The following is a 14,351-nucleotide window of genomic DNA, read 5'->3' on the forward strand; positions in this document are numbered from 1 at the left end:
CGGCGATCCGATGAGTGACCCGACTTCGGCGGCGAGGTGAGCCCCCTCATGTCCGCAACACAGCCCGCACAGCCCGCACGGCCCGCACCCCCCAAGGTGACCGAGCGCGAGGCACGGCAGGTCGCGGAGGAGGCCCGGGAACAGGACTGGCGCAAACCCAGCTTCGCCAAGGAGCTCTTCCTCGGCAGGTTCCGGCTCGACCTGATCCACCCCCACCCGCTCCCCGCCGACGAGGACGTCCGGCGCGGCGAGGCCTTCCTCGCCCGGCTGCGGGAGTTCTGCGAGGAGCACGTGGACGGCGCCCGCATCGAGCGCGAGGCCCGCATCCCCGACGAGACGGTCCGCGGGCTCAAGGAGCTCGGCGCCCTCGGCATGAAGATCGACCCCGAGTACGGGGGCCTCGGCCTCACCCAGGTCTACTACAACAAGGCCCTCGCCCTGGTCGGCACGGCCAGCCCCGCCATCGGCGCCCTGCTCTCCGCGCACCAGTCCATCGGGGTCCCGCAGCCCCTGAAGACCTTCGGCACCCAGGAGCAGAAGGACGCCTTCCTGCCCCGCTGCGCCACCACCGACATCAGCGCCTTCCTGCTCACCGAGCCGGACGTCGGCTCCGACCCCGCCCGCCTGGCCACCACGGCCGTCCCGGACGGGGACGACTACGTCCTCGACGGGGTCAAGCTCTGGACCACCAACGGGGTCGTGGCCGACCTCCTCGTGGTCATGGCCCGGGTGCCGAAGTCCGAGGGCCACAAGGGCGGGATCACGGCCTTCGTGGTCGAGGCCGCCGCGCCCGGCATCACCGTCGAGCACCGCAACGTCTTCATGGGCCTGCGCGGCCTGGAGAACGGCGTCACGCGGTTCCACGCCGTCCGCGTCCCCGCCGCCCACCGCATCGGCCCCGAGGGAGCCGGCCTGAAGATCGCCCTCACCACCCTCAACACCGGCCGGCTGTCCCTGCCCGCCATGTGCGTCGGCGCCGGCAAGTGGTGCCTGAAGATCGCCCGCGAATGGTCCGGCGTACGGGAGCAGTGGGGCCGCCCGGTCGCCCTGCACGAGGCCGTCGGCGCCAAGATCTCCTTCATCGCCGCCACCACCTTCGCCCTGGAGGCGGTCGTCGACCTCTCCTCCCAGATGGCCGACGAGGACCGCAACGACATCCGCATCGAGGCCGCCCTCGCCAAGCTGTACGGCAGCGAGATGGCCTGCCTGATGGCCGACGAGCTGGTCCAGATCCGCGGCGGCCGCGGATTCGAGACCGCGGACTCCCTCGCCGCCCGCGGGGAGCGGGCCGTACCCGCCGAGCAGATGCTCCGCGACCTGCGCATCAACCGCATCTTCGAGGGCTCCACCGAGATCATGCACCTGCTGATCGCCCGCGAGGCCGTCGACGCCCACCTCTCCGTCGCCGGGGACCTCATCGACCCCGACAAGGCCCTGGCCGACAAGGCGAGGGCGGGCGCCCGCGCCGCCGGGTTCTACGCCCGCTGGCTGCCCCGGCTCGCCGCCGGACCGGGCCAGGTGCCCGGCACCTACCGCGAGTTCCACCCCGCGGGCCACCCCGACCTCGCCACCCACCTGCGGTACGTCGAGCGCGGCTCCCGCCGCCTGGCCCGCTCCACCTTCTACGCCATGTCCCGCTGGCAGGGCCGGATGGAGACCAAACAGGGCTTCCTCGGCCGCATCGTCGACATCGGGGCGGAACTCTTCGCGATGAGCGCCGCCTGCGTCCGGGCCGAGCACCTGCGGGCCCGCGGCGACCACGGGCGCGAGGCCTACCAGCTCGCCGACGCGTTCTGCCGGCAGTCCCGGCTGCGCGTGGAGGAGCTCTTCGGCCGCCTGTGGGCCAATACCGACGACCTCGACCGCAAGGTCGTCTCCGGGGTCCTGTCGGAGACGTACACCTGGCTCGAGGCCGGGATCGTGGACCCCTCGGGCGACGGTCCCTGGATCGCGGACGCCGCCCCCGGCCCCTCCCACCGGAAGAACGTCCACCGGCCCGTCCGCTGACCCCTCCCGGGCCTGCGATCATTCGCCGGGGCGCCGAACGGCGCCCGGGAACGGCGAACGGAGCGGGACGGACATGACGGCGGCGGATCTGGAGAGCCGGAGACTCGCCCGGTGCGTGGCGCTGCTGCTGCGCCACGCACCGGACCCGGTGGTGGCCGGGATGCTGGACCGCCTGCACGCGGCCGGCCGGAAGTACCTGTGCCGGGACGAGCCGCTGGCCCCCTCGGCCGTGACCCTGCTGCTGCGCCGCGGCTCGGCCGAGGACCGCCGCCGCATCGCCGCCAACCCGTACGTCCTGGGCCGCCCGCTGCCCGGCCTCCCCGGCGCCCACCGCTACGCCACCCGCCCCCCGGCCTCCCCGGAACTCCGCACGGCCGTCCACCACAGCGTCGGGGGCGCGCAAACGAGCGCCCTAGCTGCTGCCGCCGCAGCAGCGCCCGCGTCCGCGTCCGGTCCTGCGTCCGGGCGGGGTCCTGCGTCCGCCCCCGCGCGCGGTCCTGCGCCCGCCCCCGCGTCCGCCGCTGACGCCCTGCCCGATGCCCTGCCGAGCGGCGCCCTGCCCGCCGGCGCCGGCGGCGCGCCCGTACCCGCCGGAGGCCCCGTCGGTGCGGGCCCCCTCCTCGGCACCGCGGAGCTCGCCGGGCTGCTGCGCCGCCACGGGGCCCGCGGCCCCCGGGTCCCGCTGGACCTGCTCGGCCTGGCGGAGCGGCCGCTCGACACCGCCGTCCTGCTCGCCGAACACGCCCGCGAACCGCTGCTGCCCGGCGCGGTCGAGGCCCTGCTGCTCGCGGGCGGCCTGCCGCGCGAGGCCAGCGTCCGCCTGCTCGACGTCCGTACGACGGGCCGTCAGACCGCCGCCCACGCGGCCGATGCCGCCCCCGCCACCGCCTTCACCGCGGCGCACGCCGGCTGGCACCGGCCCTCCGTCCGCGCCGTCCGGATGGGGCTGCTGACCTGCGACGAGCTGGTCGCGCACACCGCCCCGGCGCACCGGGCCCTGCTGCTCGGCGCGCTCGTGCACCCCAGCGGCGACCGCCTGCGCCACGGGCTGCGCTGGTCCCTCGCCGAGCAGGCCGCGTACCGGTCGGCGCTCGGCCGCGCCCTGCGGCCCGTCCTGTACGGGGACCCGCGCCTGCGGGCCGAGCTCCTGGAGCGCGCGCCCGGCTTCTCCGGCACCCTCCCCGAACTCGTCGCCGCCGTCACCGGTGGCACCGGCGGCCCCGCCATCACTGCCGTCACCAGCCGCCCCGGCGACCCCGGTACCGCCTCCGGGGCCCCCGCCGTCCCCGCAGGCCCCGCCGCCCCCCTCTCCCCGCAGGAGGCCCTGCGCAGGGCGCTCGACGCGCTGGACCCGCCCGCGCCGGAGGCGCACGGCGGGCCCGAGCGCGAGCTCGCCCTCGCCGCGCTCGGCGTGCCCAACGCCATGGGCGACATCGGAGAGGACATCCGCTGGGTGCGGGCCTGCCTCGACCGCGCCCTGATCACCGGCACCGACGTGGTCCGCCACAAGGCCCCGGCCGCCTGGGCCCTCGACGAGGACCACTGGCTGGGCGAGCTGAACGGCCATCAGACCTGCATCGGCGCGGACCCGTGGTGGTCCGTCCCCGCCCCCGAGGTCCGCACCCGCGCCGCCGCCCTCCTCGCCGCCCACGCCGAGGCCGACCGGCAGCTCGCCGCCGCCCTCGGCAGCGACACCGCCGCCTGGTGGGGCACCGCCCTGGCGCTCCTCGAATTCCCCGGCAGCCTGCCCGAACTGCTCGCCGCCGGGGTACCGGGGGACTCCGTGCCCGGGCGCGGCTGAGTTGCGGCAACAATGGGGGCATGAGCGACAGCCCATCCCCCCTCGCCGACCCGCACCTCCTCTTCGACCCCGCGGGCGGCCGCCGGGACATCGTCGTCCTCGGCTCGACCGGGTCCATCGGGACCCAGGCCGTCGACCTCGTCCTGCGCAACCCCGACCGGTTCCGGGTGACCGGCCTGTCCGCCGCCGGCGGCCGCGTGGACCTGCTGGCCGAGCAGGCCCGGCAGCTGCGCGTGCAGACGGTCGCGGTGGCCCGCGAGGACGCCGTACCGGCCCTCAGGCAGGCCCTGGCCGCGCTGTACGGCGCCGAGCCGCTGCCCGAGGTCCTGGCGGGCCCGGACGCCGCCGCGGAGCTGGCCGCCTCCCCGTGCCACACGGTCCTCAACGGCATCACCGGCTCCATCGGCCTCGCGCCCACCCTCGCCGCCCTGGAGGCCGGCCGCACCCTGGCCCTGGCCAACAAGGAGTCGCTGATCGTCGGCGGCCCGCTGGTCAAGGCGCTGGCCAAGCCCGGCCAGATCATCCCGGTGGACTCCGAGCACGCCGCGCTCTTCCAGGCGCTGGCCGCCGGCACCCGCGCCGAGGTCCGCCGGCTGGTGGTCACCGCCTCCGGCGGCCCCTTCCGCGGCCGCACCCGCGCCGAGCTCGCGCAGGTCACCGTCGAGGACGCCCTCGCCCACCCCACCTGGGCGATGGGCCCGGTCATCACGGTGAACTCCGCCACCCTGGTCAACAAGGGGCTGGAGGTGATCGAGGCGCACCTGCTCTACGACATCCCCTTCGACCGCATCGAGGTGGTCGTCCACCCCCAGTCGTACGTCCACTCGATGGTGGAATTCACGGACGGCTCCACGCTCGCCCAGGCCACCCCGCCGGATATGCGCGGCCCCATCGCCCTCGGCATCGGCTGGCCCGAGCGGGTCCCGGACGCGGCCCCCGCCTTCGACTGGACCAAGGCCTCCACCTGGGAGTTCTTCCCCCTGGACACGGAGGCCTTCCCGTCGGTCGGGCTGGCCCGGCACGTGGGGGCCCTCGGCGGCACGGCCCCGGCCGTCTTCAATGCGGCAAACGAGGAATGCGTGGACGCCTTCCTCGCCGGGCGGCTGCCGTTCACAGCAATCATGGATACGGTCACGGCTGTGGTGGAAGAGCACCGGATGCCGCGGACGGGAACCCCCCTCACGCTCGCGGACGTCCTCGAAGCGGAGACCTGGGCCCGGGCCCGGGCGAGGGAACTGGCGGCCGCGGCCGCCGCGGAGGCGCGCGCATGACCCTTTTCATGACGGTGCTGGGGATAGTCGTCTTCCTGGTCGGCCTGCTCCTGTCCATCGCGTGGCACGAGCTGGGACACCTCTCGACGGCCAAGATGTTCGGGATCCGGGTGCCGCAGTACATGGTCGGCTTCGGCCCGACCATCTGGTCGCGGCACAAGGGCGAGACCGAGTACGGCATCAAGGCCATCCCCATGGGCGGCTACATCCGCATGATCGGGATGTTCCCGCCGGGGGACGACGGCAAGGTGACCGTCCGCTCCACCTCGCCCTTCCGGACGATGATCGAGGACGCCCGCTCGGCCGCGTACGAGGAGCTCCAGCCCGGGGACGAGAAGCGGCTCTTCTACACGCGCAAGCCGTGGAAGCGCGTCATCGTCATGTTCGCCGGGCCGTTCATGAACCTGGTCCTGGCGGTGGCCCTGTTCGTCGGCGTGCTGATGACCTTCGGGCTCAACACGCAGACCACCACCGTCAGCTCGGTCTCCGCCTGCGTGATCCAGCAGAGCGAGAAGCGCGACACCTGCACCGCGAAGGACCGCGAGGCCCCGGCCAAGGCCGCCGGGCTCAAGGCCGGCGACAAGATCGTCGCCTTCAACGGCGAGCGGGTGGACGACTGGTCCTCCCTCCAGAAGGACATCCGCGGCACCGTCGGCCCCGCCACGATCACCGTGGAGCGGGCCGGCCGGGAGCTCGTGCTCCACGCGAACCTGATCGAGAACAAGGTCGCCAAGACCGACGGCGACGGCCGGTACGTCAAGGACCAGTACGTCACCGCGGGCTTCCTGGGCTTCGCCCCCGCCGTGGGCTACGTGGACCAGACGTTCCCGCAGGCCGTCGGCCACATGGGCGAGATGTTCGAGGCCGGTGTGGACTCCCTGATCGCGCTGCCCGGCAAGATCCCGGCCCTGTGGGACGCGGCCTTCAACGGCGCCGACCGCGAGCAGGACTCCCCGATGGGCATCGTCGGCGCCGCGCGCGTCAGCGGGGAGATCTTCAACCTGGACATCCCGCCGCAGTACCAGCTGGAGTTCTTCCTGAAGCTGCTGGCCGGATTCAACCTGTCGCTCTTCCTGTTCAACATGCTCCCGCTGCTGCCGCTCGACGGCGGCCACATCGCCGGTGCGCTGTGGGAATCCCTGCGCAGGAACACCGCGCGGCTGTTCCGCCGGCCCGACCCGGGCCCCTTCGACGTGGCCAAGCTGATGCCGGTCGCGTACGTCGTGGCAGGGGTGTTCGTCTGCTTCACGGTCCTCGTGATGGTTGCGGACGTGGTCAACCCGATCAAGATTTCGTAGCGCGGACGAGCGATATGCACCGTCAGCGGGGAGCCGGGCGCGAAAAGGTGCCCGGCTCCCCGCGTTCGGGTGGCCGCGACGGGCCGCGTGCACGGGCAGCGGCCTGTTTGGCGTAATCTCGAAGGCTGGAGCCCGCCGAAATCGGGACCTTGATCCACACCTTGGGGTTGCACAGCAGATGACTGCGATTTCTCTCGGAATGCCCGCCGTGCCGACGAAGCTCGCCGACCGCCGGGTCAGCCGCAAGATCCAGGTCGGTTCCGTGGCCGTGGGCGGCGACGCGCCCGTCTCGGTGCAGTCGATGACCACCACCCGGACCTCCGACATCGGCGCCACGCTCCAGCAGATCGCCGAGCTGACCGCCTCGGGCTGCCAGATCGTGCGCGTGGCCTGCCCGACCCAGGACGACGCCGACGCGCTGGCGACCATCGCCCGGAAGTCGCAGATCCCGGTGATCGCCGACATCCACTTCCAGCCCAAGTACGTGTTCGCCGCCATCGACGCCGGCTGCGCCGCCGTCCGCGTGAACCCGGGCAACATCAAGCAGTTCGACGACAAGGTCAAGGAGATCGCGCGCGCCGCCAACGACGCGGGCACCCCGATCCGCATCGGCGTGAACGCCGGCTCCCTCGACGCCCGCCTGCTCAAGAAGTACGGCCGGGCCACCCCCGAGGCGCTGGTGGAGTCCGCGCTGTGGGAGGCCTCCCTCTTCGAGGAGCACGGCTTCCGCGACATCAAGATCTCGGTCAAGCACAACGACCCGGTCGTCATGGTCGAGGCCTACCGCCAGCTCGCCGCCCAGTGCGACTACCCCCTGCACCTCGGCGTCACGGAGGCGGGCCCCGCCTTCCAGGGCACCATCAAGTCCGCCGTGGCCTTCGGCGCCCTCCTCTCCCAGGGCATCGGCGACACCATCCGCGTCTCCCTCTCCGCGCCCCCCGCCGAGGAGATCAAGGTCGGCATCCAGATCCTGGAGTCCCTCAACCTCCGCCAGCGCCGCCTGGAGATCGTCTCCTGCCCCTCCTGCGGCCGCGCCCAGGTGGACGTGTACAAGCTCGCGGAGGAGGTCACCGCCGGCCTGGAGGGCATGGAGGTCCCGCTGCGCGTCGCCGTCATGGGCTGCGTCGTCAACGGCCCCGGCGAGGCCCGCGAGGCCGACCTCGGCGTCGCCTCCGGCAACGGCAAGGGCCAGATCTTCGTCAAGGGCGAGGTCATCAAGACCGTCCCCGAGTCGAAGATCGTCGAGACCCTCATCGAGGAGGCGATGAAGATCGCCGAGCAGATGGAGAAGGACGGCGTCGCGAGCGGCGAGCCCACCGTCGCCATCGGCGCCTGACCCCCGCAGCACCCGCTCACCGGCCCCGTTCCCGCAGCTCGCGGGCGGGGCCGGGGCCTTTTCGTGACCTCGCCGAACCGCCATCGCACCGTACGGGCGGGTACAGTGCGGAGATCGGCAGACATGCATGGTGAGGCCCGACAGTGTTGACGCAGACCACCACCCGGGTCCTCGAGCCCAGCGATCTCGACGCGGCGCTCGAGGTGCTGAACCGCGACCCCGTCGCGAACGCCTTCGTCACCTCGCGGGTCCAGGTCGCCGGACTCGACCCCTGGCGCCTCGGCGGCGAGATGTGGGGCTGGTACGCCAACGGCGAGCTTCGCGCCCTGTGCTACGCCGGGGCGAACCTGGTCCCCGTCTGCGCCGGCCCCGAGGCCGTCCGCGCCTTCGCCGACCGGGCCCGCCGCACCGGCCGCCGCTGCTCCTCCATCGTGGGCCCCGCCGAGGCCACCTCCCTGCTGTGGAAGCTCCTGGAGCCCTCCTGGGGCCCCGCCCGCGACGTCCGCCCCCACCAGCCCCTCATGGTCATCGAGGCGCCCTCCGCGGAGATCGCCCCCGACCCGCAGGTCCGCCGCATCCGCAAGACCGAGATGGACCTGATCATGCCCGCGTGCGTGGCCATGTTCACCGAGGAGGTCGGGGTCTCCCCGCTCGCGGGCGACGGCGGGCTCCTCTACCAGGCCCGGGTCGCCGAGCTGGTCGGCGCCGGCCGCTCCTTCGCCCGGGTCGAGGACGGCAGGGTGGTCTTCAAGGCCGAGATCGGCGCCGCCACCGCCCGCGCCTGCCAGATCCAGGGCGTGTGGGTGGACCCCGCGTTCCGCGGCCGCGGCCACTCCGAGACCGGCATGGCCGCCGTCGTCCAGTACGCCCTGCGCGACGTGGCCCCCGTGGTCAGCCTCTACGTCAACGACTTCAACACCGCCGCCCGCGCCGCCTACCGCCGCGTCGGCTTCCGCGAGGTCGGCGCCTTCATGAGCGTCCTGTTCTGACCCGCCCCGCGGACCGCGACCGGCCGGGATTTCCCGTACCGCCGGCCCGCGCGCGAAGTAAGGTCGCCGCATGACTCACGCACCCGGGGACGAGCCCCGCCTCCCCGCCGGAGTCGCCATCGGCCCGCTCGACCTCGCCGCCCGCGTGGACGAGGCCCTGGAGGTCCAGGCCGTCGCCTTCGGCCTGACCGAAGAGGAGGTCGGCATCAGGCGCCACATCGTGCTGCGCCACCTCACCTGTCCCGGCGCCTGCGCCCTGGGCGCCACCCTGCCGGACGGCACCCTGGTCGGATTCGTCTACGGGATGCCCAACGACCGCGCCCACTGGTGGTCCACGGTCGTCGAGCCGTACCTGCGCGACGGCGGCAGCGACGACTGGCTCGACGGCTCCTTCGTCATCACCGAACTCCACGTCCACCCCGGCTACCAGGGCCGCGGCGTGGGACGGGCCCTCATCACCCGGATCACGGACGGCTCCGGCCGGCCCCGCTCGATCCTGTCCGCCATCGACACCGAGAGCCCCGCCCGCGCGCTCTACCGGGACCTCGGCTACCTCGACCTGGCCCGCCGCGTGCACTTCCCGAGCGCCACCCGGCCCTACGCCGTCATGGGCGCGGTCCTGCCCCTCAACCGGCGTCCGTAGCGGACGGCTCCTGCGTCCCGGGTACGGCCTCCGGGCCCGCCGGCGGGACGGCCGCAGCGCCCCCGCCCGCCCCGGCGGCCGGCCGCGGCTGGGCCTCGGCCGCCCGCTCCAGGAAGCGCAGCAGCTCCACCGGGAAGGGCAGCACCAGCGTCGAGTTCTTCTCCGCGGCCACCGCGACCACCGTCTGCAGCAGCCGCAGCTGGAGCGCCGCCGGCTGCTCGCCCATCACCTCGGCGGCCTGCGCGAGCTTGCGCGAGGCCTGGAGCTCCGCGTCCGCGTTGATGACCCGCGCCCGCCGCTCCCGGTCCGCCTCGGCCTGCCGCGCCATCGACCGCTTCATGGTCTCGGGCAGCGACACGTCCTTGATCTCCACCCGGTCGACCTGCACGCCCCAGCCCACCGCCGGACTGTCGATCATCAGCTCCAGCCCCTGGTTGAGCTGCTCCCGGTTGGACAGCAGGTCGTCCAGGTCGCTCTTGCCGATGATCGACCGCAGCGAGGTCTGCGCCATCTGCGAGACCGCGAACCGGTAGTCCTCGACCTCGACCACCGCATGCGCGGGGTCGATCACCCGGAAGTACACCACCGCGTCCACCCGCACCGTGACGTTGTCCCGCGTGATGCCCTCCTGGGCCGGCACGGGCAGCGTCACGATCTGCATGCTGACCTTCTGGAGCCGGTCCACCACCGGCACCACCAGCGTGAACCCGGGCCCGCGGACCCCCTCGCGCAGCCGGCCGAGCCGGAACACCAGCCCGCGCTCGTACTGCTTGACGACGCGGGCGGCCGCGGCCGTGTAGACCGCGATCCCCGCCCCCGCGGCCGCCGCCGCTGTCAGGAGCTCTTCGACCATGACGGCCCCCTGGGAGGGATACCTGTACCTACGGTATGCCCGGGCGCGCCGCCCACAACCGGCCCGCCGGCCCTCCGCCGCCCCGCGGCCGGGGCCTACAGCCAGGCCGCGAACTCCAGCAGCATCTCGGCGTCCCGGCGGCGCCCCGCGGCCACCGCCCGCAGCCCCGACTCCACCGCCCGGAACAGCGTCCAGCCGCGCAGCCGGTCCCCGTCCACGTCCAGCGAGTCCGCCATCCGCCCCATCCGCCGGCGCGCCCCGGCCGCCCCCGTGCTCGACGCCACCTGGTCGTCCAGCCGGTCCCGGACCAGCCGCGCCAGGTCGTACGCCCGCTCTCCGACGAGCGGGTCCGGACCCACCGCCAGCCACGGCGCCCGGTCGCCCGCCAGCACCTTGCCCTGCCGGAACGCCCCGTGCAGCAGCAGCTCCTCCGGGGGCAGCAGCACCAGCTCCGCCCGCGCGTCGAGGGCCGCCGAGGCCAGCGCGCGCAGCTCCTCGGGAGCCTCCCGCAGCAGCCCGGCCTGGTCGCCGGTGCGCCCGGCCACGGACTCGAAGGAGTGCCCGGCGGGCGGGGCCACCCACAGCCGCCGGATCGTGCCCGCGGCCTCCAGCAGCGCCTTCGCCGAAGGCAGCGAGCGCAGCGAGACCTCCGGCTGGAGCCGCTCCAGCAGCAGTGCGCCGTCCCCGTGCCGGGTGTCGAGGACCCGTACGGCCCCGAAGCCGCCCCAGTGGGCGAGGGCGGCCAGCTCCCGGTCCGGACGGGCGCACGGCGGCGCCAGCTTGAGCGCGGCCGGGGTGCCGTCGGGATAGCGGACCAGCACCACGAGGCTGCTGCGGCCGCCCGGGGCCTGGACCCGCTGAACGGCCAGCCCGCGGAGCTCGAGGGCCCGGCCGGTCAGCTCGGGCAGCTCGTCCAGCCACTGCGCGGTCCCGGCGGGGCCGGCAGCCCCGCCGGCGCCGGTGCCGGGGTCCCCGGGCATCTCGCCGAGCGCCCGTACAAGCCGCTCCGGCGGTTCGAAAGCCATACGTGCAAGGTCCCTTTCAGCTTTTCCCTGCGCTTCATCAGCGCTTCGCGGCTCGTTCCGATCGTTCCGCGAGCCCAGGGAAGGCTACGCCGACACCGCGCCACTGCGCCGCGCGCAGGGCCGCGAGGCCGAGCGCGTCGGCCGCCGACCGGCGCAGCGGGCCCTGCGCGGCGCGCACCAGATCGGCGTACGCGCCCGCGACCCCGTCCTCGATGACGGCGGCGAGCCGCTCGGCGTCGGCGGGGGTGCGCACCGGCGCGGGGAGGGCGTACGCGGCCTCCGCGGCCCGGGGCGCGCCGCCCAGTTCGCGCACCGTGCGCGCCAGGGCGTCGCGGCGGGCGTGGTGGTCGGCGTACGCCGAGCGGGCCTCCGCGCGGCGGGCGCCGCCGATCCGGGCGCCGACGACCCCGTACCCGTACACCGCCGCGTGTTCGGCGGCCAGGGCCGCCTGGGCCGCGGCCAGGGCGGCCGTACCGGCGGCGGGCTGCTCGCTCATGCGGCGTCCTTCCGGGTCAGCAGGTGTGCGTGGACGGTCCCGCAGGCGGCGGTGGAGGCCAGCAGGCGGGCCAGCTCGCCGGGCGCGGACAGCAGGGCGGCGGTGCGGTCCGCGGCGAGCGCCCGCTCGGCCGCGGCCAGGGCCGCCAGGGCGGCGGGCGCGTCGGCCGGCACCGGCGGGGGAGCCGCGGCGGCGGCCGCGCCGGGGGAGGCGGCGGGAGAGGGGGCCGCGTCCGGAGCGGGGGAGGCGGCCGCGGGCGCCAGCGCCCGCGCGTGCGCCGCCACGGCCCGGCGCAGCGGGGAGAGGCGGCCGGTGAGGGCCGGATGGGCGGCCAGAGTGGCGTCGTAACGTTCCAGCAGGGCGCTGCTGCCACGGGCCGCGCTCTCGCGCATCCGCCGTTCGAGCGATACCGCCCGCTGCTCCTCCCGGGTGGCGGCGGGGCCGTCCGAGCAGCCGGTGAGCAGGAGCGCGCCCGCGGCTCCCGCGGTACCGGTGAGCAGGGTTCTTCGGGAGGGCGGGGGGAAGGGCACGGGAGTCCTCGCAGGGGCGGCGGCAGGCAGGTGATCACCGTACCCGGGGGTGCCCCGCCCGGGGCGGACGGCAACACCCTCCGGGACCGGATACCCTTTGACCTGACACGCGACGGAAACCACAACAGCACACGCGGCCGAGGAGTCACCCGGATGAGCACCACCCAGAGCGACAGGCTGCGCGGACTGCTGGAACCGCTCGTCGCCGCGAAGGACCTCGATCTCGAGGACATCGAGGTGTCCCGGGCGGGCCGGCGGCGGATGCTCCGGATCGTCGTGGACTCCGACGAGGGCGTGGAGCTCGACACCTGCGCCGAGCTGAGCCGTGAGATCTCCGAGAAGCTCGACGAGACCGACGTGATGGGCGAGGACGAGTACGTCCTCGAGGTGAGCTCCCCGGGCGCCGACCGCCCGCTGTCCGAGCACCGCCACTACGTGCGCGCCACCGGCCGCCTCGTGAAGTTCCAGCTCGCCGAGGGCGGCGAGCTCGTCGCCCGCATCCTCGCCGTGGACGAGGAGGGCCTCGACCTGGAGGTGCCGGGGGTCAAGGGCCGCAAGGCGACCTCCCGCCGGATCGCGTTCGCCGACGTCTCCAAGGCGCGTGTCGAGATCGAATTCAGCCGCAAGGACACCAAGGACGACAGCGGCGTTCAGAAGGAAGAGGAGGCGTAGCCGTGGACATCGACATGAGTGCCCTGCGGGGTCTGGTGCGGGAGAAGGAGATCTCCTTCGACCTGCTGGTCGAGGCGATCGAGTCGGCCCTCCTCATCGCGTACCACCGCACCGAGGGCAGCTTCCGCCGCGCCCGCGTCGTGCTCGACCGCACCAACGGTCACGTGGTCGTGTGGGCGACGGAGGACCCCCGGGACCTCGAAGAGGGCCAGGAGCCGAAGGAGTTCGACGACACCCCGTCCGACTTCGGCCGGATCGCCGCGACGACGGCCAAGCAGGTCATCCTGCAGCGCCTGCGCGATGCCGAGGACGACCTGACGTTCGGCGAGTTCGCCGGCCGCGAGGGCGACGTCATCACGGGCGTGGTGCAGCAGGGCAAGGACCCGAAGAACGTGCTCGTCGACATCGGCAAGCTGGAGGCCATCCTGCCGGTGCAGGAGCAGGTCCCCGGCGAGGAGTACACGCACGGGCTGCGCCTGCGTACGTACGTCGTGCGGGTGGCCAAGGGTGTGCGCGGTCCCTCCGTGACCCTGTCGCGCACCCACCCGAACCTCGTGAAGAAGCTCTTCGCGCTGGAGGTCCCGGAGATCGCCGACGGCAGTGTCGAGATCGCCGCGATCGCCCGCGAGGCCGGCCACCGCACCAAGATCGCGGTCCGCTCCACCCGCTCGGGCCTGAACCCGAAGGGCGCCTGCATCGGCCCGATGGGCGGCCGCGTGCGCAACGTGATGGCGGAGCTGCACGGCGAGAAGATCGACATCGTCGACTGGTCGGACGACCCGGCGGAGATGGTGGCCAACGCACTGTCCCCCGCCCGGGTGAGCAAGGTCGAGATCGTCGACATGTCGCAGCGCTCCGCGCGGGTGACCGTGCCCGACTACCAGCTGTCGCTGGCCATCGGCAAGGAGGGCCAGAACGCCCGCCTCGCCGCCCGGCTGACCGGCTGGCGCATCGACATCCGCCCGGACACCGAGCCGGCCGCGGAATAAAACCGCTACCGGCCGGGGTTGCCCGGCCGGTAGACAGGACCAGCAGGGATCAAGACGACAACCGTTCGATTTCTCGCCTGAAGGGGTGAGGTCGGTGCGGGGAGGTAGACTTAAGCGTGTCTGGCCGGACGCATGCCCGAGCGTGCCCTGAGCGTACCTGCGTGGGGTGCCGGGAGCGGGCGGCCAAGAGCGACCTGCTGCGCATCGTGGCGATCGAGGACACCTGTGTCCCGGATCACCGCGGTACGCTGCCCGGCCGGGGTGCGTATCTGCACCCCGTGCCGGTCTGTCTCGATCTGGCGGTCCGCCGCCGGGCGTTCCCCCGGGCCCTTCGGAGCCCCGGAGCGCTCGACACCGCGCACCTGCGCAGTCGCATCGAGGCGGCGCCCCCGGTGGGCAGCAGCACCGAAACACCGTAAGAAACGCGCGGATCCTCCGTGC

Annotated in this window: 14 protein-coding genes; 10 read left to right on the forward strand and 4 right to left on the reverse strand. The window is 74.1% G+C overall.

Annotation, left to right across the window (positions count from 1 at the left end; translation table 11 throughout):
- Window positions 1-48: 48 nt before the first annotated feature.
- The 7 genes from ACZ7JZ_RS17525 (at window position 49) to ACZ7JZ_RS17555 (ending at window position 9,345) form a co-directional block, all read left to right on the forward strand.
- Window positions 49-2,007: an acyl-CoA dehydrogenase family protein gene (locus ACZ7JZ_RS17525; RefSeq protein ID WP_470939640.1), complete on the forward strand. Its 1,959-nt coding sequence runs from the start codon at window positions 49-51 to the stop codon at window positions 2,005-2,007.
- A 73-nt stretch (window positions 2,008-2,080) separates the two neighbouring features.
- Window positions 2,081-3,808 carry a hypothetical protein gene (locus ACZ7JZ_RS17530; RefSeq protein ID WP_470939643.1) on the forward strand — a complete coding sequence of 576 codons (1,728 nt, stop codon included), beginning with the start codon at window positions 2,081-2,083 and terminating at the stop codon, window positions 3,806-3,808.
- Window positions 3,809-3,828: 20 nt separating this feature from the next.
- Complete coding sequence (gene dxr / locus ACZ7JZ_RS17535) at window positions 3,829-5,079, forward strand: 1-deoxy-D-xylulose-5-phosphate reductoisomerase (RefSeq protein ID WP_470939645.1); 1,251 nt, start codon at window positions 3,829-3,831, stop codon at window positions 5,077-5,079.
- Window positions 5,076-6,377: a M50 family metallopeptidase gene (locus ACZ7JZ_RS17540; RefSeq protein WP_470939648.1), complete on the forward strand. Its 1,302-nt coding sequence runs from the start codon at window positions 5,076-5,078 to the stop codon at window positions 6,375-6,377. Before dxr ends, ACZ7JZ_RS17540 begins: the two co-directional genes overlap by 4 nt.
- 178 nt (window positions 6,378-6,555) lie before the next feature.
- Window positions 6,556-7,713: a flavodoxin-dependent (E)-4-hydroxy-3-methylbut-2-enyl-diphosphate synthase gene (ispG, locus tag ACZ7JZ_RS17545; protein ID WP_470939651.1), complete on the forward strand. Its 1,158-nt coding sequence runs from the start codon at window positions 6,556-6,558 to the stop codon at window positions 7,711-7,713.
- A 146-nt stretch (window positions 7,714-7,859) separates the two neighbouring features.
- Window positions 7,860-8,702, forward strand: a complete 843-nt coding sequence (locus tag ACZ7JZ_RS17550) for a GNAT family N-acetyltransferase (protein ID WP_470939777.1) — start codon at window positions 7,860-7,862, stop codon at window positions 8,700-8,702.
- A gap of 70 nt (window positions 8,703-8,772) precedes the next feature.
- Window positions 8,773-9,345, forward strand: coding sequence for a GNAT family N-acetyltransferase (locus ACZ7JZ_RS17555; RefSeq protein WP_470939654.1), 573 nt, complete (start codon window positions 8,773-8,775; stop codon window positions 9,343-9,345).
- Here the strand turns inward: ACZ7JZ_RS17555 and ACZ7JZ_RS17560 are convergent.
- The 4 genes from ACZ7JZ_RS17560 to ACZ7JZ_RS17575 all read right to left on the reverse strand — a co-directional run bounded on the left by ACZ7JZ_RS17560 (window position 9,329) and on the right by ACZ7JZ_RS17575 (window position 12,249).
- Window positions 9,329-10,198: a slipin family protein gene (locus ACZ7JZ_RS17560; protein WP_470939657.1), complete on the reverse strand. Its 870-nt coding sequence runs from the start codon at window positions 10,196-10,198 to the stop codon at window positions 9,329-9,331. The two genes, ACZ7JZ_RS17555 and ACZ7JZ_RS17560, sit on opposite strands and share 17 nt — an antisense overlap.
- 95 nt (window positions 10,199-10,293) lie before the next feature.
- Window positions 10,294-11,223 (reverse strand): aminoglycoside phosphotransferase family protein, encoded by a 930-nt coding sequence (locus ACZ7JZ_RS17565; protein ID WP_470939660.1) that lies wholly within the window; start codon window positions 11,221-11,223, stop codon window positions 10,294-10,296.
- A 37-nt stretch (window positions 11,224-11,260) separates the two neighbouring features.
- Window positions 11,261-11,719 carry a ferritin-like domain-containing protein gene (locus tag ACZ7JZ_RS17570; RefSeq protein WP_470939663.1) on the reverse strand — a complete coding sequence of 153 codons (459 nt, stop codon included), beginning with the start codon at window positions 11,717-11,719 and terminating at the stop codon, window positions 11,261-11,263.
- Window positions 11,716-12,249: a hypothetical protein gene (locus ACZ7JZ_RS17575; protein WP_470939666.1), complete on the reverse strand. Its 534-nt coding sequence runs from the start codon at window positions 12,247-12,249 to the stop codon at window positions 11,716-11,718. Before ACZ7JZ_RS17575 ends, ACZ7JZ_RS17570 begins: the two co-directional genes overlap by 4 nt.
- A gap of 153 nt (window positions 12,250-12,402) precedes the next feature.
- Here ACZ7JZ_RS17575 and rimP point away from each other — a divergent pair, with 153 nt between their 5' ends.
- The 3 genes from rimP (at window position 12,403) to ACZ7JZ_RS17590 (ending at window position 14,329) form a co-directional block, all read left to right on the forward strand.
- On the forward strand, window positions 12,403-12,921 hold the full coding sequence (gene rimP / locus ACZ7JZ_RS17580; RefSeq protein WP_470939669.1) for a ribosome maturation factor RimP: 519 nt from the start codon (window positions 12,403-12,405) through the stop codon (window positions 12,919-12,921).
- Between the two features lie 2 nt (window positions 12,922-12,923).
- On the forward strand, window positions 12,924-13,910 hold the full coding sequence (nusA, locus tag ACZ7JZ_RS17585) for a transcription termination factor NusA (protein ID WP_470939672.1): 987 nt from the start codon (window positions 12,924-12,926) through the stop codon (window positions 13,908-13,910).
- Between the two features lie 116 nt (window positions 13,911-14,026).
- Window positions 14,027-14,329 carry a YlxR family protein gene (locus tag ACZ7JZ_RS17590; protein ID WP_470939675.1) on the forward strand — a complete coding sequence of 101 codons (303 nt, stop codon included), beginning with the start codon at window positions 14,027-14,029 and terminating at the stop codon, window positions 14,327-14,329.
- Window positions 14,330-14,351 lie beyond the last annotated feature (22 nt).

It is taken from the genome of Streptomyces sp. NPDC038213, from assembly GCF_055600495.1.

Coding starts and splice junctions, on each gene's coding strand:
- ACZ7JZ_RS17525 (WP_470939640.1), top strand. CDS start 49: ATGTCCGCAACACAGCCCGCACAGCCCGCACGGCCCGCACCCCCCAAG.
- ACZ7JZ_RS17530 (WP_470939643.1), top strand. CDS start 2,081: ATGACGGCGGCGGATCTGGAGAGCCGGAGACTCGCCCGGTGCGTGGCG.
- dxr (WP_470939645.1), top strand. CDS start 3,829: ATGAGCGACAGCCCATCCCCCCTCGCCGACCCGCACCTCCTCTTCGAC.
- ACZ7JZ_RS17540 (WP_470939648.1), top strand. CDS start 5,076: ATGACCCTTTTCATGACGGTGCTGGGGATAGTCGTCTTCCTGGTCGGC.
- ispG (WP_470939651.1), top strand. CDS start 6,556: ATGACTGCGATTTCTCTCGGAATGCCCGCCGTGCCGACGAAGCTCGCC.
- ACZ7JZ_RS17555 (WP_470939654.1), top strand. CDS start 8,773: ATGACTCACGCACCCGGGGACGAGCCCCGCCTCCCCGCCGGAGTCGCC.
- ACZ7JZ_RS17560 (WP_470939657.1), bottom strand. CDS start 10,198: ATGGTCGAAGAGCTCCTGACAGCGGCGGCGGCCGCGGGGGCGGGGATC.
- ACZ7JZ_RS17565 (WP_470939660.1), bottom strand. CDS start 11,223: ATGGCTTTCGAACCGCCGGAGCGGCTTGTACGGGCGCTCGGCGAGATG.
- ACZ7JZ_RS17570 (WP_470939663.1), bottom strand. CDS start 11,719: ATGAGCGAGCAGCCCGCCGCCGGTACGGCCGCCCTGGCCGCGGCCCAG.
- rimP (WP_470939669.1), top strand. CDS start 12,403: ATGAGCACCACCCAGAGCGACAGGCTGCGCGGACTGCTGGAACCGCTC.